Genomic DNA, 21,389 nt, shown 5'->3' on the forward strand with positions numbered 1-21,389 from the left:
TTCATCCTGAGCCAGGATCAAACTCTCCAATAAAGTTAGTTTGTCTAGCATCATAAAATAAAAATTGACGTTTCACGTTGTTTGTTTCGTTCAGTTTTCAAAGAACTACTTGGTCGCTCATTTGCGACTTCCTTATGTTAACATCTTCGTTTTTCGATGTCAACTAAGTTTTTCAATTTCTTTTTTGTCGTTTTCTGCGTTTCCGCATCAGCGACGGTTATTAATATATCATGCAAAAAAATGAAATGCAACACCTTTTATAAACTTTTTTTAAATTAACTACATTTCTTTTTTAATATCATATACTTAAACGAAATATCTCTTTCATTTCTAAGAGATTCCTACATATATTCTATATAAAGTCACTCTATCCAAAAACGTTTCTTTCTATAATAAACGTTTTATTTATATACGATACCATACAAGGAGGAATATATATGGACTATACCGATTTATTAATCAAACTAGGTCTCTCGGCTATTTTAGGGTTCGCCATCGGTTTAGAGCGCGAATTAAAACGTAAACCACTTGGTTTAAAAACGTGTTTAGTTATTTCTATAATTAGTTGCCTCCTGACCATTGTTTCTATTAAAGCAGCTTACAATTTACCACATACTGATCATATGAATATGGACCCACTTCGACTTGCCGCTCAAATTGTATCAGGGATTGGTTTTTTAGGTGCCGGTGTTATTTTACGTAGAGGAAACGATAGTATTGCCGGATTAACAACTGCTGCTATGATTTGGGGCGCATCTGGTATTGGTATTGCTGTTGGAGCTGGATTTTATATCGAAGCGATTTTCGGAATGTGTTTCCTTATGATTAGCGTTGAACTTATACCGTTAACAATGAAATTTGTAGGACCTAGGTCATTTCGTCAACGTGATATCGCAGTAAAACTTGTTGTACGAAATATGGACAATATCCCGGTTGTAATTGAAGAAATAAAAGAAATGGATATAAAAGTTAAGAATATGAAGCTTAAAACGTTAGAAAATGGTTCTCACTATTTGCATCTTAAATTATGTATCGATCAAAAAAGACATACTGCTGATGTTTACTATGCCCTCCAGCATCTTGAAAGTGTTCAACAAACTGAAGTGGAAAGTATGTAACGTAAAACAAACTCTCTTTTTAATTAGAGAGTTTTTCTTTTTTCTATAATGGCAACAATGAATGTAGTCTTGCAAAGTAAGGAGGAATAGGCAATTGAAATCCCGTCCAAATTTAGTAGATACATTTCGTGATTCCATTATTTTTCGTTTAATTTGCTTTATTGTTATACTTACTGCTTTTTCCGGCTTTCTTATACATAGATTAGAACCATCCCACTTCACTACATGGTTTGATGGAGTTTGGTGGTCAATCGTTACCATTTTCACTGTTGGCTACGGTGACTTTGCCCCTCATACACTAATGGGCAAACTTATCGGTATAGGTATTATTTTATTAGGGACCGGATTTTGTTCTTATTATATGGTACTGTTCGCTACTGAAATGATTAGTAAACAATATATGAAGATTAAAGGAGAAGAAGCCGCGACTTCTAACGGTCATATGATTATTGTCGGCTGGAATGAACGAGCAAAACATGTTGTAAAACAAATGCACGTACTACAACCAAACCTTGATATCGTTTTAATTGATGAAACACTTTCTTTACTGCCAAAACCATTTCATCATTTAGAATTTATAAAGGGGTGCCCCCATCACGACCAAACGTTATTAAAAGCTAATATTACAACGGCACACACTATATTAATAACAGCCGATAAAGAAAAAAACGAAAGCTTAGCGGATACACAGTCCATTTTAAATATTTTAACTGCAAAAGGGCTCAACCCAAATATTCACTGCATCGCTGAACTTCTTACTTCTGAACAAATACAAAATGCAACGAGAGCTGGCGTGTCAGAAATTATAGAAGGAAATAAATTAACGAGCTATGTATTTACCGCTTCTCTTTTATTCCCTTCCATTTCAGGTGTACTATTTTCACTTTACGACGAAATCTCTGATAATAAATTACAACTGATGGAGCTTCCCCCATCCTGTACCGGACAAACTTTTGCAAATTGTAGCTATACTCTTTTAAAGCAAAACGTTCTCTTACTAGGTATAAAGCGCGACGAACAATATATGATTAACCCAATTCATTCTTTTGTTCTCATTGAAAGCGACATACTCATTGTTATTCACCATTAGTAAAATGACGCTCTAGTTCCTGCATGAGCACTTTCCCAATATTGATATATTTTCTTTTTACATCTCCATCTGGATCTTTCGGCTCAGCAAATTGATCCAATCCACTCGTGCCGGCTGTTAACGTATTTACATGATCATCTAGTTCGTTTTGATATACGTGCGAAAGAATATACGGCGTTTCAAGACGGACTATTACGCCTGGCACATCTAATTCACCATTCACCGCTGTAAATGGCACTCGCAGAAATTGATAGCCATCTTCTTCACCAATTTTATAATCAAAGCATCCTTTATCATAATCCCAATTGCCACCAATGCTATATCCGAGTGGCTTCATTATTTCTTCTAACTTATATAACGCATATGTACGTCCTTCTAAATTTGATTGAATCGGAATCAAGTCCATCCCTCCTAGACTTTTTCCTTAGCATACCCACTCTAGTTTGAATATACTGATGGATTTTTCGATGAAATAATAAAAAGCGGCCGGATCCGGCCGCTTTTTATTATTTTAAACGCTCTTCTAATTCTGCTTTTAATTCTTCAAATCCTGGTTTACCAAGTAAAGCAAACATGTTTTTCTTGTATGCTTCTACTCCTGGTTGGTCAAATGGATTTACGCCTAATAAGTAGCCGCTCATCGCACATGCTTTTTCGAAGAAGTATACAAGGTAACCGAATGTGTACTCATTTAATTCAGGAATATTTACGATTAAGTTTGGTACTCCGCCATCGCTATGTGCAAGTAATGTACCTTCGTATGCTTTCGTGTTTACGAAGTCTACAGTTTCACCAGCAAGGTAGTTTAATCCATCTAAATCGTTTTCTTCTGATTCGATTGTTAGTTCATGTGTAGATTTACCTACTTTTAGAACTGTTTCAAATAAATCACGACGACCTTCTTGAACGTATTGACCTAATGAGTGTAGGTCAGTTGAGAAGTTTGCTGAAGATGGGAAAATACCTTTTTGATCTTTTCCTTCACTTTCACCAAATAACTGTTTCCACCACTCAGCGAAGTATTGAAGTGCTGGCTCATAGTTAACAAGCATTTCAATTGTTTTTCCTTTATTGTATAGAGCGTTACGAACTACTGCGTATTGGTAAGCTGGGTTTTCTTCTAGTTCTGATGTTCCGAAGTCATCATGACCAGCAGCTGCACCTTTCATCATTTCTTCAATATTTAAGCCACTCACTGCGATTGGTAATAAACCAACTGGCGTTAATACAGAGAAACGTCCTCCAACATCATCTGGAATAACGAATGTTTCGTAACCTTCATTATCAGCTAATGTTTTTAATGCACCACGCGCTTTATCTGTCGTTGCATAAATACGTTTGCGAGCTTCTTCTTTTCCATATTTTTCTTCTAACAACTTACGGAAAATACGGAATGCTAGTGCAGGCTCTGTTGTTGTACCTGATTTGGAAATAACGTTAATAGAGAAGTCTTTACCTTCTAATACATCCATTAAATCTTTCATGTAAGTGGAGCTAATGTTTTGTCCAACAAATAGCACTTGTGGAGTTTTACGTTGTTCTTTAGAAAGTGTGTTGTAGAAAGAATGGTTTAACATTTCAATTGCTGCACGTGCTCCTAGGTAAGAACCACCGATACCTACAACAAGTAAAATGTCAGAGTCATTTTTAATTTTTTCTGCGCATTTTTGAATGCGAGCAAATTCTTCTTTGTCATATTGAAGCGGAAGGTCTACCCACCCAAGGAAATCGTTCCCAGCTCCAGTTTTTTCGTGGATTGCGTGATGTGTTACTTTCACTGCATCACGTAAATAAGTGATTTCATGTTCACCGATGAAGGATAACGCTTTAGAATAGTCGAACGTTACATGTGTACTCATCTTTTTCCCTCCAATTATGGATATGTATTTCTGTATTCACTTTAGCGAAACTGAAGTTGTAAATCAAGCGATTAGCCAATTGTAAACGTAACCAATATATATTTTTTAGAAAAAGTTCATTTTTTGCATAAAAATTCGCATTTTTCGGTATAGATGTATATACATCCTGTTTCAAACATTTTTTATGTATAAAAACAACATAACTACACCATTCTATAAAAGAGTTAATTAACTCATCGCTTGCTCATGCTTCACAATTAAGGGGGGCTTTTTCATGAGTACTTTGCAACGTATCGCATTAGTCTTTACTGTAATTGGCGCTGTAAACTGGGGATTAATCGGGTTCTTCCAGTTTGACTTAGTGGCAGCCATTTTCGGTGGACAAAACTCAGCTCTTGCACGTATTATTTACGGCATCGTCGGTATTTCTGGGCTGATTAATCTTGGTTTACTCTTTAAACCATCAGAAAATCTTGGTACTCACCCAGAAACGAACGAAATTCGCTAGTCAGTATGTCCTTACTCACCTTCGACATACGAATATGATTGCATGCAATCATATTTGCAAATATATATCATAAGAAAAAGTAAAAGAGGAACGCTCATATGCGCTCCTCTTTTACTTTGTTAACTCGGACTCTTCAATCCATTCTGTTAGCTTTTCTCGCAGCGTATTAAATCCGTCCTTAGATGGATTCGGTATAAGAATCCGTCCTTGTTTTCTTTTCGCCGCTTTTAACGATAAACTCATTTTTCTGTGTTCTTCATCAATTGAAAGTACTTTTACTTCTACTGTATCGCCGACTTTTAAAAAGTCATGAATATCCTTTACATATCCATTTGTAATTTCTGATATATGCACAAGTCCTTGTGTTTCTGCATCTAACGCTACAAATGCACCGTAATCTTGAATCCCAGTCACTTTCCCTGTTACAACCACTCCTGTTGTATATTGTTCTGACATATGAAACACTCCCATACGTTTACCATTTTCTCTACAATTGTAGATAGCAAAGCAGATGATTTATTGTTAAATATCCGATTAGTTAATACGTACCCTAAGTAAAGCAACTCAGGATACGCATACCTTATATTAGTAAATTATACCACTATGACAGAGCTCATTCAAAATTCATGAAAAAATTTCCTTAAGTAAGTATAATTCTCCAATATTAGGATAGAATACTAACACATGGCTTTCTAGTATTCCCCCCCTTTTATGGACAAAACGTATTGTGTTTTGTCCTTTTTTTATTCTCTATAAACCGTTCCATTCTCTTCATTGCTTCCATAAGCTGTTCAAGCGATGTTGCATACGAACAACGAATAAACCCTTCGCCACTTTCGCCAAATACACTTCCAGGTACAACAGCCACTTTTTCTTCTAATAATAACTGTTCTGCAAATTCCGCTGAAGATAGTCCAGTTGAAGCGATTGAAGGAAAGACATAAAATGCTCCACCCGGCACATGACACGTTAATCCCATGTCATTGAAAGATGTCGTCATAAAATTACGGCGTTTCTTATAACTATCTCTCATCCGAATTACTTCATCATTCCCCGCACGTAACGCTTCAAGTGCTGCGAACTGAGACATCGTCGGGGCACACATCATAGAATATTGGTGAATTTTGAGCATTAATTCTGAAAAATGAACAGGAGCTGCAATCATACCAAGACGCCATCCTGTCATTGCAAATCCTTTTGAAAATCCTGAAATTAAAATCGTATGCTCACGCATATTTTTAATACTCGCGAAACTTGTATATGCTTCGTCGTATACAAGTTCTGCATAAATTTCATCAGATAATACGATTAAATTGTACTTCTCAACAATCACTGCTATTTCTTCAAGCTCGGACTTGTTTAACATTGCACCTGTTGGGTTATTTGGTGAACAAAGTAAAATTGCCTTTGTCTTCGCTGTAATAGCTGCTTCAATTTGTTCTGGTTGTACTTTAAATTCATTTTCTAAAGTAGTCGCCACAGGAACTGGAACGCCTCCAGCTAATGTCACAAGTGGGGCATAAGAAACGAAACTTGGCTCAATAATGAGTACTTCGTCATCAGGATTTATAATGGCGCGCATCGCTACATCTAGCGCCTGACTTGCTCCAACTGTAACAATGATTTCATCGTTTGGATCATAAGAAACTGCAAATTGTTTTTTTAGATACTTTGCTATTTCTTGACGGAGCTCCAATAATCCTGCATTTGCTGTATATGACGTATATCCTTGTTCTAAAGAACGAATACATGCTTGCCTCACGTTCCAAGGTGTAACAAAGTCAGGCTCCCCTACCCCAAGAGATATAACACCTTTCATATTAGCTGCTAAATCGAAAAACTTTCGAATACCAGATGGTTGTAACGATTCTGCCGCTCTAGATAGTTCAAATTGCTTCATGGTGTCACCACAATTCGCTTATCATCATCGTTTTTTTCATAAATAATTCCCTCATGTTTATACTTCTTCAAAATGAAATGTGTTGTCGTAGAAACGACAGATTCAATTGTTGCTAATTTCTCAGAAACAAACATCGCTACTTCTCCCATTGTCTTTCCTTCTAACGTAATAGAAAGATCGTATGTCCCTGACATTAAATACACAGACTTTACTTCTGAATAACGATAAATTTGTTCCGCAACCGCATCGAACCCAACGCCGTGCTTTGGCGTAACCTTCACATCAATCATTGCCGTTAAACCTGTATGTTCTTTCACCTTCGTCCAATCGATATGTGTTACATAATCCACAATAATCTTTTCCGCTTCTAATTTTTCAACCATTTTCTTTACTTCTTCTACTTCTATATTTAACAGCTTCGCTAATGTATCTACAGATAATCGACTACTTTTTTCAAGACAAGCTAATAATTCTAATTCTTTTTCTGTCACCATATAAATCATCCTTCCTTTTCGTTTGTGTCTAAATTATACAAATAGCCTTTCCAGTTTGAAAAGAAGATTTTTTTAGTGAATTATGTCAAAATAAAGTGAAACTTTAATCAGCGGATAAATGCGTGATAAAGCGAAAGGGGATGGAACCGTGAAACCAAAAGTTTATATTGCTGAACCAGTTCCAACATTTGTAGAAAACTATTTATCAGAACACTGTGATTATGAAAAATGGGAGCAAAATGAGAAGGTACCTCGTGATGTTCTACTAGAGAAAATACAAGATAAAGATGGTTTATTAAATTTTGGATCTGCTATTAATGAAGAATTATTGGAGGCGGCTCCTAACTTAAAAGTAGTAAGCAACATTTCTGTCGGTTACGATAATTTTGATTTACAAGCGATGGAAAAACGCAATGTAATCGGAACAAATACACCTTACGTACTAGATGATACAGTAGCTGACCTCGTTTTTGCTCTTATGTTATCTGCTGGTCGTCGTGTTTGTGAACTCGACTCCTACGTAAAAAATGGTGAATGGAATGCCGAAATTGGAAAAGAGCACTTTGGGCTAGATGTACACCATAGTACAATCGGCATTATCGGTATGGGCCGAATTGGTGAAGCTGTTGCAAAACGAGCGAAATTCGGATTTGATATGGATGTTCTTTATTATAACCGTCGCCGAAAAGAAGAAGCTGAACAAAAATTCGATGCTACATATTGTGATTTACAGACGCTACTCAAACAGTCTGACTTTATCGTTCTTCTTACTCCATTAACAGATGAAACGTACCATCTTATCGGAGAAAAGGAATTTTCATTCATGAAAGAAACAGCTATCTTCATTAATGCTTCTCGCGGGAAAACAGTAGATGAAGAAGCGTTAATCCATGCGTTAACAGAAAAGAAAATCTTTGCAGCAGGCATCGATACTTTTACACAAGAGCCGATTCAAAAAGATAATCCGCTCTTATCATTACAAAATGTTGTGACCTTACCACATATCGGATCTGCAACATTAAAAACTAGGCAACAAATGGCTATGACCGCCGCTGAAAATTTAGTTGTAGCGTTACAAGGAAAAACACCGCCTCATATTGTTCGCGGGTAATACTGAATATACGAAAGGCAAGATGACATCGTCATCTTGCCTTTTTTTGTTAACATATTTTTTTCTGCCTTGGAGATGATATGAACAAAAATCAATGGAGTGACAAAAAATGAATCACCAATATACTTGTCCTTATTTCACTTTTTCCACTCGCGGCACTACGATTCATTACGAATTGTATGAACATGATAATAAAACAACACGTCCGACGTTCGTGCTCGTTCACGGTTTTTTATCTTCCTCATTCAGTTACCGCCGTCTTATTCCTTTACTATCGAAAGAAGGCACAGTCATTGCTCTTGATTTACCACCGTTCGGAAAGAGTGATAAGTCTCATCTATTTAAGTACTCTTATCATAATTTAGCAACGATTATAATCGATTTAATTGAACACTTATCTCTCTCAAATATTGTGTTAGTTGGACATTCTATGGGCGGCCAAATTTCACTTTACGTAAACCGTATACGTCCTGAATTAATTTCAAAGACAATTTTACTATGTAGCTCGAGCTATTTAGCACGCGCAACTTTACCTTTACTGTACTCTTCTTATTTACCGTTCTTTCATTTATACGTAAAGAACTGGATTATACGGCGTGGTATTGTTCATAACTTAATGAATGTCGTTCATGATCACTCATTAATTGACGATGAAATGAAGGAAGGTTACTCTGCTCCTTTTTATGACGACCGTATATTCCCCGCTTTAACTCGTATGATACGCGATCGTGAAGGTGACTTACCTTCAACTGAATTACAAAAAATCGAAACACCTACGCTACTCATTTGGGGTGAAAAAGATCGGGTCGTCCCTGTACATGTAGGTCATCGTCTGCACAAAGATTTACCGAATTCGAAATTTATTTCTTACGAAAACACAGGGCATTTACTACCTGAAGAAAAACCAGAACATGTTTATGAAGAAATTATCGCTTTTTCTGCGCAATAATGTAAAAAAGGCTGTCGGAATTTCCGACAGCCTATATTGAACAACTTCCGCCTTCTTTTATTACAAGTAATTCCACAGCTAACTTCTCACATTTTTCAAGCGCAGGTACTTCCTCAAAAGACATAAAGTATATATGTTGAATCTTCTTTGCGATGTATTTTGAATCATCAAACACACTTGCGACGTTCACAACATCGCTCGCTTCTGTTTCATAAAACTCCGGTCCCATTTGAAACGGATCCCAATTCTTCACAACCTCTATCATCTTTTCATATGTACCCATTCGCTTCCCGCCTTTTCACTTTTTAATACTTTTCTTTATCCTATCACATCAGCTATTCTATAAGAAGAGAGAGAACATTCATAACTTAACGGTTTTACAGAAGAAGGGAGCAAACTTATGCAACTATTTCATAAAGCAGTCAATCGCCGTGGAACTCATAGTACAAAATGGGATACATATAAAAACGAAGAACTTATCCACGCTTGGATTGCTGATATGGATTTTGAAGTACCACAACCAATTCAAACTGCTTTAAAGCAACGTATCGAGCATCCTATTTTCGGCTATACACTTCCTCCCGAAAATATTGGCGATATTATTTGTAATTGGACAAAAAAACAGTACAACTGGGATATTCAAAAAGAATGGATTGTCTTTAGCGCCGGAATCGTTCCAGCTCTTAGTACGAGCATACAGGCCTTCACAAAGGAAAACGAATCCGTTCTCGTACAACCACCTATTTATCCCCCATTTTTCGAAATGGTCACAACAAACAATAGACAATTATGCGTAAGTCCATTACAGAAACACAATGATACATATGCGATAGATTTCGAACATTTAGAAAAGCAATTTCAACAAGGCGTCAAACTTATGCTTCTTTGCAGTCCTCACAATCCGATAGGGCGTGTTTGGACGAAAGAGGAACTAACAAAGCTTGGATCTTTATGTACAAAATATAATGTAATCGTTGTCGCAGATGAAATTCATTCCGATATTATTTACGCAAATCATACACATACACCGTTCGCTTCTTTATCTGAAGAACTAGCAGCGCGCACGATAACTTGTATGGCTCCAAGTAAAACATTTAATATCGCTGGATTACAAGCATCGATTATTATCATTCCAAATGAAAAACTCCGTCAAGCTTTTACATCTATCCAATATAGACAAGGCTTTCACGGATTAAATACATTTGCCTATACAGCGATGGTAAGTGCCTATACAGAATGTAACGATTGGCTAAATGAAATTCGATTATATATAGAAGATAACGCTAAGTTCGCTTGTGAATATATGAAAGATCACATACCTGCTCTTTCCGTAACGAAGCCAGAAGGTAGCTTTTTATTATGGATTGATTGCTCTCGCCTACAGCTTTCTCAAGATGAGCGCACTACATTGCTTGAGGAAAAAGGAAAAATTATCGTTGAACCTGGTGAGAAATACGGATTAGGCGGCGAAGAACATATTCGAATTAACATCGGCTGCCCAAGGTCTGTTTTAGAAGAAATTTTAAATAGGCTGCGCCATACGTTTTCATAATAAGAAAGGAGGCTATTTGAGACAGCCTCCTTTGTCATATTTTGTCGGTAAGTCGATATATTTGAAAAATCGCCGATATATTTTGAGTTACGGTCGATATATTTTCACTTACACTACACATAAAAGCTACCGCGCACGGTAGCTTTTATTTTTTCTTCATATCCGACGCTTTTTTTACAATAACACCACAAGCAATTCGATCACCTGATTTACCTGTCGGTTGTGTCATACCATCATCAGCATTTTCTGTAATAATAATAGACGCTCCATCTTTTCTATGAATCGTCGTTTTCCCTTCTTCAAGCGTTATATGCGGCGCATCAATTTCTGCTTTAATTTTCCCAGAACCGTCTGCAATTACGTTCGGTAAATCACCGTTTTCTGCACCCTTCGGATTAAGAAGTCCATGCTTTTTATTATCAGGGTTAAAATGATTCCCAGATGATTCAAAACGCGGTGCTTTACACTCACCAATTTCATGTACATGTATGCCGTGTGGGCCAGGTGTGAACCCTTCCCCTTTAATCTTAATTTTTACTCCGCTAGTTTGCTGCACTACTTTCGCAGTCCCCACTTCATCACCTGAAGCATTATGTAATTTCACGTCAATTTCTTTCGGCTTTCCTTGGTCACAACCTGCCATCAGAAATAGTAAACAACAACTGAAAAAAAGCCGTTTTTTCATTTTATTCCCTCCAAAATACATTCTGCCCTTAGATTGTCCGAGCATAGAGGGAAACATACAAAAATGAGTTACTGTTTCTTTTCAGCTAACAGCTTTTCTTCAACTTTCTGTAATCGATCTGCTTCTCGTTTTGATACACGAATGAACATACGCCACGTGGCAACCGCACCAATGATGAATAGAACGCAAACAATCCCCGGAATAATATATTCTGTTTTATCTTCCGGAAAATATAATGGCATCATATAAATCACTCCTTAGTATAGGATTTGTAAAACATCAGAATTTTCTGTTATATTATCTTAAATTATAGTGGAACCTATCCACATTCTCAAGGGGGCATTCCGAACGCGAATGATTTCTTTGACTCCTTATCCTACTTTCCTTACTATAAACTTGAGGTGAAAAATATGAGAGAAACATTTGAAATTGGCGAAATCGTTACTGGTATTTATAAAACGGGAAAATACATTGGCGAAGTTACAAATAGCCGCCCTGGCAGTTACGTCGTAAAAGTATTAGCTGTTTTAAAACATCCGGTGCAAGGTGACTTACATAACGTAAAACAAGCTGACGTACCATTTTTCCACGAAAGACGTGCTTTAGCTTTTCGTGAACAGACGAACATTCCAGAGCAAATGGTGAAGAAATATGAAGGAGAAATTCCTGATTATACAGATTCACTCAAATTAGCATTAGAAACTCAAATGAATTCATTTTCTGAAGATGATTCACCTTTTGCAGTTCGTAGTCTAGAAACATTAGAACAATTAAAAAAAGACTACAAACTTTAAAAAAACAAAACGACCAAATTACATACTGTGCAATTTGGTCGTTACTGTGTACTCACTTTCTTTAACACTTTTGAAAAATCAACGAGTTCCCCTAATGTTGGAGGTGCTGGTTTCACTAAATACTCTTTATCTTTTTCTACTAACTTAAAAATATTATACGTCGTCATCGCATCATCTAGCGCACAATGATGCTTACCCGTCCCTACTTTTCCATACGCCTCAATTGCTTTCCACAGTCCTGTTTGATTTCTCTCACCAAAAAACTTCTTATACTCAAGTGATAAATCACGACACTGTCCCTGGAAAGGAAAATCTACTCCCGCTTTTTCACAATTATGCTTCAACACTTTCATATCCATATTTCCCCACGTAACAATGGTCGGTTTACATCTCTTTTCATATTCTGCAAGTTTTTCAACGAGTTCTGGAAACGAAATTCCTTTATCTACGACTTCTTGTTTAATCCCTAAAAATTTCTTACATCGATCCGTTAAAGAAGGAAAAGTCTTCGGCCTAACATGAGCTGAATACGTGTCTTCTACCTTACAGCCAACAACCGAAACGAGTCCTACCTCAATAATCTCCGGGAAAAATCCTTTTGGTTTTTTTCTGTGCTGGGGCATCGTAAACTCAAAATCCAAAAATAAAAATCGTTGTTCATTCATACGATCCCTTCCTTATCATCTTTGTCATTCCTTTCTATTTGACACTCCTACACGAACAAGCTCGAATGCTAATTCCATTTTAAATATTCAGATTGGATGTATCTTATATATATGTCAAATGCCCGCAAATATTTTTAAAAATAAGAAAAAGTAACAGTTGCAGAAAATATAACAAAATAAGCCCTTTCATTTACATCCGACATTTTTCTACTTTATAATGACGTTATGTGTGTTTCATCTAGTTAATTTTTGACACACTAAGAAAAGTGAATGAAAGGAGATGAGAGTTTTGCACGAAACAACGCAAGAGCTCGCAAACTGGCAGTATTATTTTGCTATCGCAGTCTTTTTAATTACATATGCCATTATTATTTCTGAAAAAATTAATCGCGCTGTCATCGCACTTCTTGGTGCAGCACTCATGGTAATTATGGGGGTTGTTGATTTACACAATGCCTTTACGAAACATATTGAATGGGGGACGATTACACTACTCATCGGTATGATGATTTTGGTGAACATTACGAGTAAATCGGGTGTCTTCCAATACGTTGCCATTAAAGCAGCAAAAGGAGCGCAAGGAAATCCAATTAAAATTTTAATTTCACTTTCCTTACTTACTGCACTTGGTTCCGCGTTTTTAGATAACGTTACAACTGTACTTCTTGTTGTTCCAGTTACTTTATCTATTACGCGCATACTGCAAGTAAATCCTGTCCCTTATTTACTTTCTGAAATTATTTTTTCAAACATCGGGGGAACAGCAACATTAATTGGTGATCCACCTAACATTATGATTGGTTCTGCCAATAAGCATTTAGATTTCAATGCTTTCTTGCTAAACTTAGCGCCAATCGTAATTATTATTATTGCTGTGACAGCGGCAATACTTTACTTCATGTACCGCAAACAATTAATCGCTGATCCTGTACAAGTTAAAAAATTAATGAGTTTAGATGAAAAACAATACATTAAAGATCCAGTATTAATGAAAAAGTCTTTAACAGTACTTGGACTTACAATTGTAGGTTTCATGACTCATTCCATTTTCCACGTTGATGCAGCTATCATCGCTTTAACTGGTGCTACTGTTCTTATGCTAATCGGTGTGAAAGAACATGAAATTGAAGAGGTATTCGCAAGTGTTGAGTGGGTAACAATCTTCTTCTTCGCAGGACTATTTGTACTTGTTGGAGGACTTATCGATATCGGCCTTATTAAAATGCTAGCTCAAAAAGTAATTGGCATAACGGGCGGAGATATTTCTTACGCATCTATCCTTATTTTATGGGTATCTGGTATCGCCTCTGCAACCATTGATAACATTCCATTCGTCGCAACAATGATCCCACTTATTAACGATATGGCAGTTGGGCTAGGATTATCACCTTCTGATGCACAAATCGACGTATTATGGTGGGCATTAGCATTAGGTGCTTGTCTAGGTGGAAACGGAACATTAATCGGGGCTTCTGCTAACGTAATTGTTGCAGGTATCGCAAGCCGAGAAGGACATAAATTTAGCTACATGGACTTCCTAAAAGTCGGTTTCCCAATTATGATCGTTTCATTAATCATTTCTCATATTTATATTTATGTACGCTACCTTATGTAGTACAAAAAGCGCCCTGCTTTCAGGGCGCTTTTTCTATCTCAAATATTATATATATTACTCATTATACCTCACCGGCTCATTTCGAATAATAAACAAGTGAATCGGCAAGAACACTGAAAATGTGATGACATGAATAATCGTAAATAATATAGAATTCGTTCCATATCTGTCTAAGATAGCGTAGATGAGATAAATGGACAACACAATCAATACAGCTGTTGCTATTAAATATAGAATTGGTACGAAATTAAAAATGAAACATGCGACATATATACCGAATACTTTCCATCCCGCTTCTTCTTTCAAAAAATCTGGTAATTTATCTTTCGCTAAATCTCCCCATATCTTACTATTTAAAAAAGGAATAAAAGCGAGAACACCATCCGTTGCACCATCATTTTTCGCCATCGTATACAGTGCAAAAGCCGTTAATAAATACGCAATAATTGCCCAAATCAATACAACAAGAATAAACGCAAAACTAAGAGCAAAGAAACCTGCTAGTAACCCCTGATCTTCCATCTTATCCTCTCCTCTCTACTCTCAACATATTTCGTTACATTGCAAGTTATGTTTTAAAATTCACCCAAACTCTCTGTATAATAATAGGAGCAAGATAATAAGAGAGGAGAACGGACCTATGCACCCATTTGTACAAGCATTACAAGAGCATTTCACAGCTCATAACAATCCTGAAAAAGCAGAACCGATGGCACGTTACATGAAAAATCACTTCCCGTTTCTCGGTATTCAAACTCCCGAGAGAAGACAATTGTTGAAAGATGTCATTCAAATACATACTCTCCCAGATCCAAAAGACTTCCAGATTATCGTACGTGAGCTTTGGGATTTACCAGAACGAGAATTTCAGGCAGCCGCACTCGATATAATACAAAAATATAAAAAGCATATAAACGAAACACAGATCCCCTTCTTAGAAGAACTGATTGTAACAAAATCTTGGTGGGACACTGTCGATAGCATCGTCCCTACATTTTTAGGTAATATCTTTTTACAACATCCCGAATTGATTTCTGCCTATATTCCAAAATGGATTGCATCAGATAACATATGGTTACAACGCGCCGCTATTTTATTCCAGCTAAAATATAAACAAAAGATGGATGAAGAACTTCTTTTTTGGGTTATTGGACAACTACATTCTTCGAAAGAATTTTTCATTCAAAAAGCGATTGGATGGGTGCTTCGCGAATATGCAAAAACAAAGCCCGATGTCGTTTGGGAATACGTGCAAAATAACGAGCTTGCTCCGCTCAGCAGGCGTGAAGCAATTAAGCACATTAAAGAAAATTACGGAATAAATAACGAAAAAATAGGCGAGACTCTATCATAGATAGACGCGTTCCTCTATTGAGATTTAAAAAAGAACGTGTTAGAATATGTTCATTATTATTAATATAAGTAGCGATGACGGACTTATAAGTACTTGCACAAAAAGCGATTCAGGGATAGTGAAAGCCTGAAGCCGCAAGGAAACGGCAGTCTCGAGCAATACGTGATAAAGTGGATGCACCTTTTGTGTATCAACTAGGGTGGAACCGCGGGCAAACGCTCGTCCCTAGGCAATGAAGCCTTGGGATGAGCGTTTTTTTATGTTTTTTAAAGCATATACTGCTCGTTTCACAAGTTACCTGAGCACGTCATCGCCAATACGTTAACTTTCAAAAGGAGGATTTTATTATGTATTCAATGGAACAAGTAGTAAACTTAGCGAAACATCGCGGTTTCGTTTTCCCTGGTTCTGAAATTTACGGTGGTCTTGCAAACACTTGGGATTATGGTCCACTTGGAATCGAATTAAAAAATAACGTTAAAAAAGCTTGGTGGAAAAAATTCATTCAAGAATCTCCATACAACGTTGGTTTAGACGCAGCTATTTTAATGAACCCAAAAACTTGGATCGCTTCTGGTCACGTTGGTAACTTCAACGATCCAATGATCGACTGTAAAAAATGTAAAGCGCGTCATCGTGCTGACAAATTAATTGAAGATGCATTAGATGCAAAAGGCATCGAAATGGTTGTTGATGGTCTTACTTTCGACCAAATGGCTGACTTAATGAAAGAACATGAAGTAAAATGTCCTGATTGCGGTAGTGAAGAATTCACTGAAATCCGTCAGTTCAACTTAATGTTCAAAACATTCCAAGGTGTTACAGAGTCTAGCACAAACGAAATCTTCCTTCGTCCTGAAACAGCACAAGGTATTTTCGTAAACTTCAAAAACGTACAACGCTCTATGCGTAAAAAACTTCCATTTGGTATTGGCCAAATCGGTAAGAGCTTCCGTAACGAAATCACGCCTGGTAACTTCACATTCCGTACACGTGAATTCGAACAAATGGAACTTGAATTCTTCTGTAAGCCTGGTGAAGATTTAGAGTGGTTCGCATTCTGGCGTGAAACTTGTAAGAACTGGTTACTTTCACTTGGTATGACTGAAGAAAGCATGCGTCTTCGTGACCACGGTGAAGAGGAATTATCTCACTACAGTAACGCAACAACTGACATTGAATTCAAATTCCCATTCGGTTGGGGCGAACTATGGGGCGTTGCATCTCGTACAGACTTCGATTTAAAACGTCACATGGAACATTCTAACGAAGACTTTAACTATATTGATCCACAAACGAATGAGCGTTACGTACCATACTGCATCGAGCCATCTTTAGGTGCTGACCGCGTAACATTAGCATTCTTATGTGATGCATATGAAGAAGAGCAATTAGAAAACGATTCTCGTACAGTTCTTCGTTTCCACCCTGCTTTAGCACCATACAAAGCAGCTATCTTACCATTATCTAAAAAGCTATCTGAAGGTGCTACTGAAGTATTTGCAGAACTAGCTAAAGACTTCATGGTAGACTTTGACGAAACTGGTTCTATCGGTAAACGTTACCGTCGTCAAGACGAAATCGGTACACCATTCTGTATCACTTACGACTTCGACTCAGTTGAAGACAAAGCTGTTACAGTACGTGACCGTGACACAATGGAACAAGTTCGTATGCCAATTAGCGAACTAAAAGGTTTCTTAGAGAAGAAAATCCAGTTCTAATTATAAGAAAAAGAGGCTGCTCTAATGAGCGCCTCTTTTTTTACTTTTCACGTTTTTCTTTAATTGCTACTGTACATCTTGAAATACATAATAAATCGTCATTCTCATCAATGATACGTACATCCCAAACCATCGTTGAGTTTCCTCTATGTATCGGTGTTCCGATTGCTGTTACAATTCCATCTTTCTTTGAGCGAATATGATTTGCATTAATTTCTAGACCGAAACAAATACATTTCTCTTGATCAATTAAATTGTATGAACCGACACTTGCTACTGTTTCCGCCAACGCAACAGAAGCACCACCATGTAAAAATCCAAATGGCTGATGCGTACGCTCATCTACGGGCATTGTAGCAACCACCTTATCTTCTGTCATCTCTAACAACTCAATTCCAAGTGAATCCATTAAAGTTTTTGCCATATCGTTTCCCCCTTCTCTTACTTTAATAAAATGTATAATTTTACCTATTTATTTTCAAACTACTTATAACACTTATATAAGGAGGTTTCACCTAAATGAAACAGAAATTTTGTATATTACTGCTTATGTGCTCCTTGCTGACTATTGTACCAAATTGTGCACTAGCAGCCAAAGCATCCAACCTGACAATCGATGTTCAGACTGTCACGCAAAAAGGTAAGAAACCTTATATAGAATATCAAATTAACAGACCTTCTTTTCATAACTTTTCCGATTCTAAATTTCAAAATAAGCTCAATTTCTATTACAAAAAATCTACTGACAAATTTAAAACCAAATTAGAAAAAGACGCAAAAAAATATTATAAAGAAACAGAAGGGTCAAGTACACCATTTCATCCGTACGTGGCCAATGTTGATTATAAAGTCTCTTTAAATAAACCACCTTTTCTTAGCCTATATTTGAATTACTATCAATATACAGGCGGAGCACATGGTCTTTATACGTGGAAGGCAAACACATTCGATTTAAACGAAAAAAAGTTACTACACTTAGACGATTTATTTCAACAAAAAGATGCATACAAAGAAGTAATTCGTGCTGAGATTGTAAGACAAATTAAACAAAATGAAAGTATTTATTTTCCTGATGCAACTGAAAAAGTCATGAGCACGAAAAAGTTCCACTTCTTTTTAGAACCGGACAATCTCGTCATTTATTTCCCTTTATATGAGATTGCCCCTTATTCAAGTGGAATTCCGCAATTTCGTATTCCTTATACGTTGTTAAGAGACTATTTGAAGCCTTCTTATCAAAATATTTTAATTGACAACAAGTAAATCTTTTCGCTACGATAATGTTAACCTAAAAACAACAGGAGGTTAACATTATGAGAAGATTTCATGTTTTAGATTTAGCATTAGCTGCCATGTTCGTTGCTCTTATGGCCATTGGTGCAAATATTGTATCTTGGGCACCATTCTTACAAATAGCGGGCGTCCCATTATCTATGCAACCATTTTTCGCAATTTTAGCAGGGCTTCTTCTTGGAAGTAGACTTGGTGCATTATCAATGACCGTTTACATGCTCGTTGGAGTAGCAGGTGCGCCAATCTTCGCTAACTTCAAAGCTGGATTTGGAGCACTTTTAGATCCTACTGGTGGTTTTATTATCGCATTTATTATCGTTGCTTACGTATCAGGAAAATTAGTAGAACAAAAGGAACGACCGACATTTCGTACATTTGCAATTGCCTCTTTCACAGGAATCATTTTAACGTATATTATCGGTACTACTTACATGTACGGGGCAGTCAATCTCTTCATAGGTGGTAATATGAGCTATAAAGCGGCTTGGATGATTATGATGTGGTTCGCAGTAAAAGATATTGCATTTACCATTATCGGTGCTATTATTGCACCTCGTATATATTATGCTGTACGTCGTTCCGCTTATCAGCATTCTCATTCGACGATTTCATAAGAAAAAGAGTTATCTTACTATGTTAAGATAACTCTTTTTTTATTTTTCGACAATATACGACACATATTAAAAATGATTTTTGTTATGCTAATTCAGCAAATCTTATATTTTGCACATCTAATTAGAACAATGTTTTGGAGGAAAATCAGTGAATCTATCAAAAAATACACTTATTAAAGTAAGTGTCGGAGTATTATTTTTATTTTTCATACTAGGTATGAGCATCAGTTACAAATTATATGGGGATAGCGAGTTAGGAGTGTCATACACCATTGGAAACGGCCTAGCATTTTTCTTTTTAATTCTTACTATAGTTAGTTTATGCGCGGCTTTAAGCTTTATTGTTATTGGGTTAATTAAGAAAATACGAAAATTACCAGCAAAAAAATCTTTAATAACATCGTTAATACTATTTCTAACAACAGTTATATCCGTCATCGTTCTTCTCTTTACGATCACAAAAGTAACAAATATGGAAGAGGAGTATCAAGCTCTTCAAGCCCAAAAGAAAAAAGAAGCTAATTATTTAGTTGCAGCAGCATCTTTTTATAATAATATAAACACCTTTAAATATGCAGCATCTTACGTATTATCCGAGTATTCAACTACATGGTCAAGTGCAATAGATAAAAGACAGGACTTCAATAATGCACTAAGTTCTAAGAGAACAGAAATTGACGAAATGATTACAACCGTTGATACATTTTATAGCAATATGGGAAATGATTTAAAGTTAGTCTCTGAAGCTGCAAAAGAACAGCCTAATAAGTATAAAGAAACCTACGAAGAATATAAAAAAATATATGGGATTATCACTGCGCTTAACGAACAAGCCCAATCTCCAAGTGGTAGCTTAATTTCATTTAATCAAAACGTTAATGCATTGATTCAAGAATACAAAAAAGCAGCTGGAAATATTAATATCGCTATTACTGATGAAATTAAATCCAAAGCGAATGAGCTAAAGCCTACTGATCAAAATTAAAGACACTCTCTCCAGAGTGTCTTTTTTCTCAAAAAAATCCCCTTTAGATTAAGCAGTAAATACGTTCTTTTACCGCTCATCCAACAGGGGATTATATCACTATATTAAGACTCTTGATTCGTTTGTTCTTCTAAAATTTTCTTCATCATCGTAACCATGTCATCACGTAATTCTGGGTGTTGTAGCGCCATTTCGATTGTTGTTTGAACAAATCCTAACTTTTCACCTACGTCGTAGCGCTTTCCTTCGAAGTCGTAAGCGAATACACGTTGAATTTCGTTTAAGCTTTGAATCGCATCTGTTAACTGAATTTCACCACCAGCACCAACATGTTGCTGGTCTAAGAACATGAAGATTTCAGGTGTTAAAACGTAACGTCCCATAATTGCTAAGTTTGAAGGTGCTGTACCTGCTGCTGGTTTCTCAACGAAATTGCGAACTTGGTAACGACGTCCTTCCTGCTCTAACGGATCGATAATTCCATAACGGTGTGTTTCATCTTCTGGAACCGTTTGTACACCAATAACAGAAGAAAGCGTTTTATCATATTCTTCAATTAATTGACGTAAACATGGTTTTTCAGCTTGAACGATATCATCACCTAATAAAACAGCAAATGGCTCATCACCAATGAATTTACGCGCACACCAAACAGCGTGACCTAATCCTTTTGGTTCTTTTTGACGAATATAGTGAATGTCTACCATTTTTGAAGAAGCCTGTACTTTTTCAAGTAACTCATACTTTTTCTTTTCTAATAAGTTTTGCTCTAACTCAAATGCATTATCAAAATGATCTTCAATAGAACGCTTCGTTTTACCAGTAACGATAATAATATCTTCGATTCCTGATTTTACTGCTTCTTCTACAATGTATTGGATAGTTGGTTTATCAACAATCGGTAACATTTCTTTCGGCATCGCTTTCGTTGCTGGTAAAAAACGTGTTCCTAATCCAGCTGCTGGGATTATCGCTTTTCTTACTTTTTTCATCACAAAATACCCTCTCTCCTGTCGGAATCAATAGTAATCATTTCCTACATAAAACAAAAGGGAGGTTTCGCTCCCTTTTGTTTCCTA

Annotated in this window: 25 protein-coding genes; 13 read left to right on the forward strand and 12 right to left on the reverse strand. The window is 36.5% G+C overall.

Features of this window, described 5'->3' with window-relative positions:
• Positions 1-437: 437 nt before the first annotated feature.
• Positions 438-1,118 carry an MgtC/SapB family protein gene (locus tag MR079_RS19525; RefSeq protein WP_000386681.1) on the forward strand — a complete coding sequence of 227 codons (681 nt, stop codon included), beginning with the start codon at positions 438-440 and terminating at the stop codon, positions 1,116-1,118.
• Positions 1,119-1,212: 94 nt separating this feature from the next.
• Positions 1,213-2,208: an ion channel gene (locus MR079_RS19530; RefSeq protein ID WP_000842332.1), complete on the forward strand. Its 996-nt coding sequence runs from the start codon at positions 1,213-1,215 to the stop codon at positions 2,206-2,208.
• Here MR079_RS19530 and MR079_RS19535 read toward each other — a convergent pair.
• Both MR079_RS19535 and MR079_RS19540 read right to left on the reverse strand, forming a co-directional pair.
• A complete protein-coding gene (locus MR079_RS19535) occupies positions 2,195-2,608 on the reverse strand; it encodes a YugN-like family protein (RefSeq protein ID WP_000612339.1) in 414 nt (137 codons plus the stop codon). The two genes, MR079_RS19530 and MR079_RS19535, sit on opposite strands and share 14 nt — an antisense overlap.
• 106 nt (positions 2,609-2,714) lie before the next feature.
• Positions 2,715-4,067, reverse strand: a complete 1,353-nt coding sequence (locus MR079_RS19540) for a glucose-6-phosphate isomerase (RefSeq protein ID WP_000103654.1) — start codon at positions 4,065-4,067, stop codon at positions 2,715-2,717.
• 274 nt (positions 4,068-4,341) lie between these two features.
• On the opposite strand from MR079_RS19540, the gene MR079_RS19545 reads away from it, so the two are divergent.
• On the forward strand, positions 4,342-4,575 hold the full coding sequence (locus MR079_RS19545; RefSeq protein ID WP_000105788.1) for a DUF378 domain-containing protein: 234 nt from the start codon (positions 4,342-4,344) through the stop codon (positions 4,573-4,575).
• A gap of 111 nt (positions 4,576-4,686) precedes the next feature.
• Here MR079_RS19545 and yugI read toward each other — a convergent pair whose 3' ends face one another.
• From yugI to MR079_RS19560, 3 genes are all read right to left on the reverse strand, one after another.
• Positions 4,687-5,031, reverse strand: coding sequence for a S1 domain-containing post-transcriptional regulator GSP13 (gene yugI, locus MR079_RS19550; RefSeq protein ID WP_000003767.1), 345 nt, complete (start codon positions 5,029-5,031; stop codon positions 4,687-4,689).
• Positions 5,032-5,284: 253 nt separating this feature from the next.
• Positions 5,285-6,475: an aminotransferase gene (locus tag MR079_RS19555; protein WP_000808514.1), complete on the reverse strand. Its 1,191-nt coding sequence runs from the start codon at positions 6,473-6,475 to the stop codon at positions 5,285-5,287.
• Complete coding sequence (locus MR079_RS19560) at positions 6,472-6,969, reverse strand: Lrp/AsnC family transcriptional regulator (protein ID WP_000255699.1); 498 nt, start codon at positions 6,967-6,969, stop codon at positions 6,472-6,474. The genes MR079_RS19555 and MR079_RS19560 overlap by 4 nt, the downstream gene beginning before the upstream one ends.
• Positions 6,970-7,087: 118 nt before the next feature.
• Between MR079_RS19560 and MR079_RS19565 the strand changes: the two genes are divergently transcribed.
• Together MR079_RS19565 and MR079_RS19570 are read left to right on the forward strand one after the other, a co-directional pair.
• Positions 7,088-8,080, forward strand: coding sequence for a 2-hydroxyacid dehydrogenase (locus MR079_RS19565; RefSeq protein WP_242294468.1), 993 nt, complete (start codon positions 7,088-7,090; stop codon positions 8,078-8,080).
• Positions 8,081-8,189: 109 nt separating this feature from the next.
• Entirely contained in the window at positions 8,190-9,029 is an 840-nt protein-coding gene (locus MR079_RS19570) for an alpha/beta fold hydrolase (RefSeq protein ID WP_242294469.1), read from the forward strand.
• A gap of 31 nt (positions 9,030-9,060) precedes the next feature.
• On the opposite strand, the gene MR079_RS19575 is transcribed toward MR079_RS19570, so the two are convergent.
• Positions 9,061-9,312 (reverse strand): DUF1871 family protein, encoded by a 252-nt coding sequence (locus tag MR079_RS19575; RefSeq protein WP_000537635.1) that lies wholly within the window; start codon positions 9,310-9,312, stop codon positions 9,061-9,063.
• A 117-nt stretch (positions 9,313-9,429) separates the two neighbouring features.
• On the opposite strand from MR079_RS19575, the gene MR079_RS19580 reads away from it, so the two are divergent.
• Positions 9,430-10,581 (forward strand): MalY/PatB family protein, encoded by a 1,152-nt coding sequence (locus tag MR079_RS19580; protein ID WP_001175835.1) that lies wholly within the window; start codon positions 9,430-9,432, stop codon positions 10,579-10,581.
• 145 nt (positions 10,582-10,726) lie between these two features.
• Here MR079_RS19580 and sodC read toward each other — a convergent pair whose 3' ends face one another.
• Both sodC and MR079_RS19590 read right to left on the reverse strand, forming a co-directional pair.
• A complete protein-coding gene (gene sodC / locus MR079_RS19585) occupies positions 10,727-11,266 on the reverse strand; it encodes a superoxide dismutase [Cu-Zn] (RefSeq protein ID WP_000746511.1) in 540 nt (179 codons plus the stop codon).
• 68 nt (positions 11,267-11,334) lie between these two features.
• On the reverse strand, positions 11,335-11,511 hold the full coding sequence (locus tag MR079_RS19590; protein ID WP_000982762.1) for a hypothetical protein: 177 nt from the start codon (positions 11,509-11,511) through the stop codon (positions 11,335-11,337).
• A gap of 165 nt (positions 11,512-11,676) precedes the next feature.
• Between MR079_RS19590 and kapB the strand changes: the two genes are divergently transcribed.
• The gene (kapB, locus tag MR079_RS19595) at positions 11,677-12,060 is read left to right on the forward strand and encodes a kinase-associated lipoprotein KapB (protein WP_001209341.1); all 384 of its coding nucleotides are present in this window, start codon (positions 11,677-11,679) and stop codon (positions 12,058-12,060) included.
• A 41-nt stretch (positions 12,061-12,101) separates the two neighbouring features.
• Here kapB and kapD read toward each other — a convergent pair whose 3' ends face one another.
• Positions 12,102-12,725 (reverse strand): 3'-5' exonuclease KapD, encoded by a 624-nt coding sequence (kapD, locus tag MR079_RS19600; RefSeq protein ID WP_139868153.1) that lies wholly within the window; start codon positions 12,723-12,725, stop codon positions 12,102-12,104.
• A gap of 289 nt (positions 12,726-13,014) precedes the next feature.
• On the opposite strand from kapD, the gene MR079_RS19605 reads away from it, so the two are divergent.
• The gene (locus MR079_RS19605) at positions 13,015-14,340 is read left to right on the forward strand and encodes an ArsB/NhaD family transporter (protein ID WP_140168650.1); all 1,326 of its coding nucleotides are present in this window, start codon (positions 13,015-13,017) and stop codon (positions 14,338-14,340) included.
• A 54-nt stretch (positions 14,341-14,394) separates the two neighbouring features.
• On the opposite strand, the gene MR079_RS19610 is transcribed toward MR079_RS19605, so the two are convergent.
• Positions 14,395-14,862, reverse strand: a complete 468-nt coding sequence (locus MR079_RS19610) for a hypothetical protein (protein WP_088326855.1) — start codon at positions 14,860-14,862, stop codon at positions 14,395-14,397.
• Between the two features lie 118 nt (positions 14,863-14,980).
• Between MR079_RS19610 and MR079_RS19615 the strand changes: the two genes are divergently transcribed.
• Complete coding sequence (locus tag MR079_RS19615; protein ID WP_242294470.1) at positions 14,981-15,694, forward strand: DNA alkylation repair protein; 714 nt, start codon at positions 14,981-14,983, stop codon at positions 15,692-15,694.
• A gap of 347 nt (positions 15,695-16,041) precedes the next feature.
• Positions 16,042-17,418, forward strand: coding sequence for a glycine--tRNA ligase (locus MR079_RS19620; protein ID WP_000287154.1), 1,377 nt, complete (start codon positions 16,042-16,044; stop codon positions 17,416-17,418).
• 40 nt (positions 17,419-17,458) lie between these two features.
• On the opposite strand, the gene MR079_RS19625 is transcribed toward MR079_RS19620, so the two are convergent.
• Positions 17,459-17,842 (reverse strand): hotdog fold thioesterase, encoded by a 384-nt coding sequence (locus tag MR079_RS19625; RefSeq protein WP_001140611.1) that lies wholly within the window; start codon positions 17,840-17,842, stop codon positions 17,459-17,461.
• Positions 17,843-17,937: 95 nt separating this feature from the next.
• On the opposite strand from MR079_RS19625, the gene MR079_RS19630 reads away from it, so the two are divergent.
• The 3 genes from MR079_RS19630 (at position 17,938) to MR079_RS19640 (ending at position 20,310) form a co-directional block, all read left to right on the forward strand.
• Entirely contained in the window at positions 17,938-18,681 is a 744-nt protein-coding gene (locus MR079_RS19630; RefSeq protein WP_139868157.1) for a DUF3298 and DUF4163 domain-containing protein, read from the forward strand.
• Positions 18,682-18,731: 50 nt separating this feature from the next.
• Positions 18,732-19,325, forward strand: a complete 594-nt coding sequence (locus MR079_RS19635) for a biotin transporter BioY (RefSeq protein WP_242294471.1) — start codon at positions 18,732-18,734, stop codon at positions 19,323-19,325.
• Between the two features lie 148 nt (positions 19,326-19,473).
• Positions 19,474-20,310 (forward strand): hypothetical protein, encoded by an 837-nt coding sequence (locus MR079_RS19640; protein ID WP_139868161.1) that lies wholly within the window; start codon positions 19,474-19,476, stop codon positions 20,308-20,310.
• A 104-nt stretch (positions 20,311-20,414) separates the two neighbouring features.
• Here the strand turns inward: MR079_RS19640 and galU are convergent, their stop codons facing one another.
• Positions 20,415-21,302, reverse strand: coding sequence for a UTP--glucose-1-phosphate uridylyltransferase GalU (galU, locus tag MR079_RS19645; RefSeq protein WP_061183246.1), 888 nt, complete (start codon positions 21,300-21,302; stop codon positions 20,415-20,417).
• Positions 21,303-21,389: the final 87 nt, after the last annotated feature.

The sequence above is a fragment of the Bacillus cereus group sp. BfR-BA-01381 genome, assembly GCF_022663555.1.
Taxonomy (GTDB): Bacteria; Bacillota; Bacilli; order Bacillales; family Bacillaceae_G; genus Bacillus_A; species Bacillus_A pacificus.

Excerpts from the sequence above, each read along its gene's own strand:
- MR079_RS19540 (WP_000103654.1), bottom strand. The coding sequence starts at position 4,067 with ATGAGTACACATGTAACGTTCGACTATTCTAAAGCGTTATCCTTCATC.
- MR079_RS19625 (WP_001140611.1), bottom strand. The coding sequence starts at position 17,842 with ATGGCAAAAACTTTAATGGATTCACTTGGAATTGAGTTGTTAGAGATG.
- MR079_RS19555 (WP_000808514.1), bottom strand. The coding sequence starts at position 6,475 with ATGAAGCAATTTGAACTATCTAGAGCGGCAGAATCGTTACAACCATCT.
- MR079_RS19620 (WP_000287154.1), top strand. The coding sequence starts at position 16,042 with ATGTATTCAATGGAACAAGTAGTAAACTTAGCGAAACATCGCGGTTTC.
- kapB (WP_001209341.1), top strand. The coding sequence starts at position 11,677 with ATGAGAGAAACATTTGAAATTGGCGAAATCGTTACTGGTATTTATAAA.
- MR079_RS19565 (WP_242294468.1), top strand. The coding sequence starts at position 7,088 with ATGCGTGATAAAGCGAAAGGGGATGGAACCGTGAAACCAAAAGTTTAT.
- MR079_RS19575 (WP_000537635.1), bottom strand. The coding sequence starts at position 9,312 with ATGGGTACATATGAAAAGATGATAGAGGTTGTGAAGAATTGGGATCCG.
- MR079_RS19545 (WP_000105788.1), top strand. The coding sequence starts at position 4,342 with ATGAGTACTTTGCAACGTATCGCATTAGTCTTTACTGTAATTGGCGCT.
- galU (WP_061183246.1), bottom strand. The coding sequence starts at position 21,302 with ATGAAAAAAGTAAGAAAAGCGATAATCCCAGCAGCTGGATTAGGAACA.
- MR079_RS19560 (WP_000255699.1), bottom strand. The coding sequence starts at position 6,969 with ATGGTGACAGAAAAAGAATTAGAATTATTAGCTTGTCTTGAAAAAAGT.
- sodC (WP_000746511.1), bottom strand. The coding sequence starts at position 11,266 with ATGAAAAAACGGCTTTTTTTCAGTTGTTGTTTACTATTTCTGATGGCA.
- kapD (WP_139868153.1), bottom strand. The coding sequence starts at position 12,725 with ATGAATGAACAACGATTTTTATTTTTGGATTTTGAGTTTACGATGCCC.
- MR079_RS19615 (WP_242294470.1), top strand. The coding sequence starts at position 14,981 with ATGCACCCATTTGTACAAGCATTACAAGAGCATTTCACAGCTCATAAC.
- MR079_RS19635 (WP_242294471.1), top strand. The coding sequence starts at position 18,732 with ATGAGAAGATTTCATGTTTTAGATTTAGCATTAGCTGCCATGTTCGTT.
- MR079_RS19525 (WP_000386681.1), top strand. The coding sequence starts at position 438 with ATGGACTATACCGATTTATTAATCAAACTAGGTCTCTCGGCTATTTTA.
- MR079_RS19630 (WP_139868157.1), top strand. The coding sequence starts at position 17,938 with ATGAAACAGAAATTTTGTATATTACTGCTTATGTGCTCCTTGCTGACT.
- MR079_RS19610 (WP_088326855.1), bottom strand. The coding sequence starts at position 14,862 with ATGGAAGATCAGGGGTTACTAGCAGGTTTCTTTGCTCTTAGTTTTGCG.
- MR079_RS19570 (WP_242294469.1), top strand. The coding sequence starts at position 8,190 with ATGAATCACCAATATACTTGTCCTTATTTCACTTTTTCCACTCGCGGC.
- yugI (WP_000003767.1), bottom strand. The coding sequence starts at position 5,031 with ATGTCAGAACAATATACAACAGGAGTGGTTGTAACAGGGAAAGTGACT.
- MR079_RS19580 (WP_001175835.1), top strand. The coding sequence starts at position 9,430 with ATGCAACTATTTCATAAAGCAGTCAATCGCCGTGGAACTCATAGTACA.
- MR079_RS19590 (WP_000982762.1), bottom strand. The coding sequence starts at position 11,511 with ATGATGCCATTATATTTTCCGGAAGATAAAACAGAATATATTATTCCG.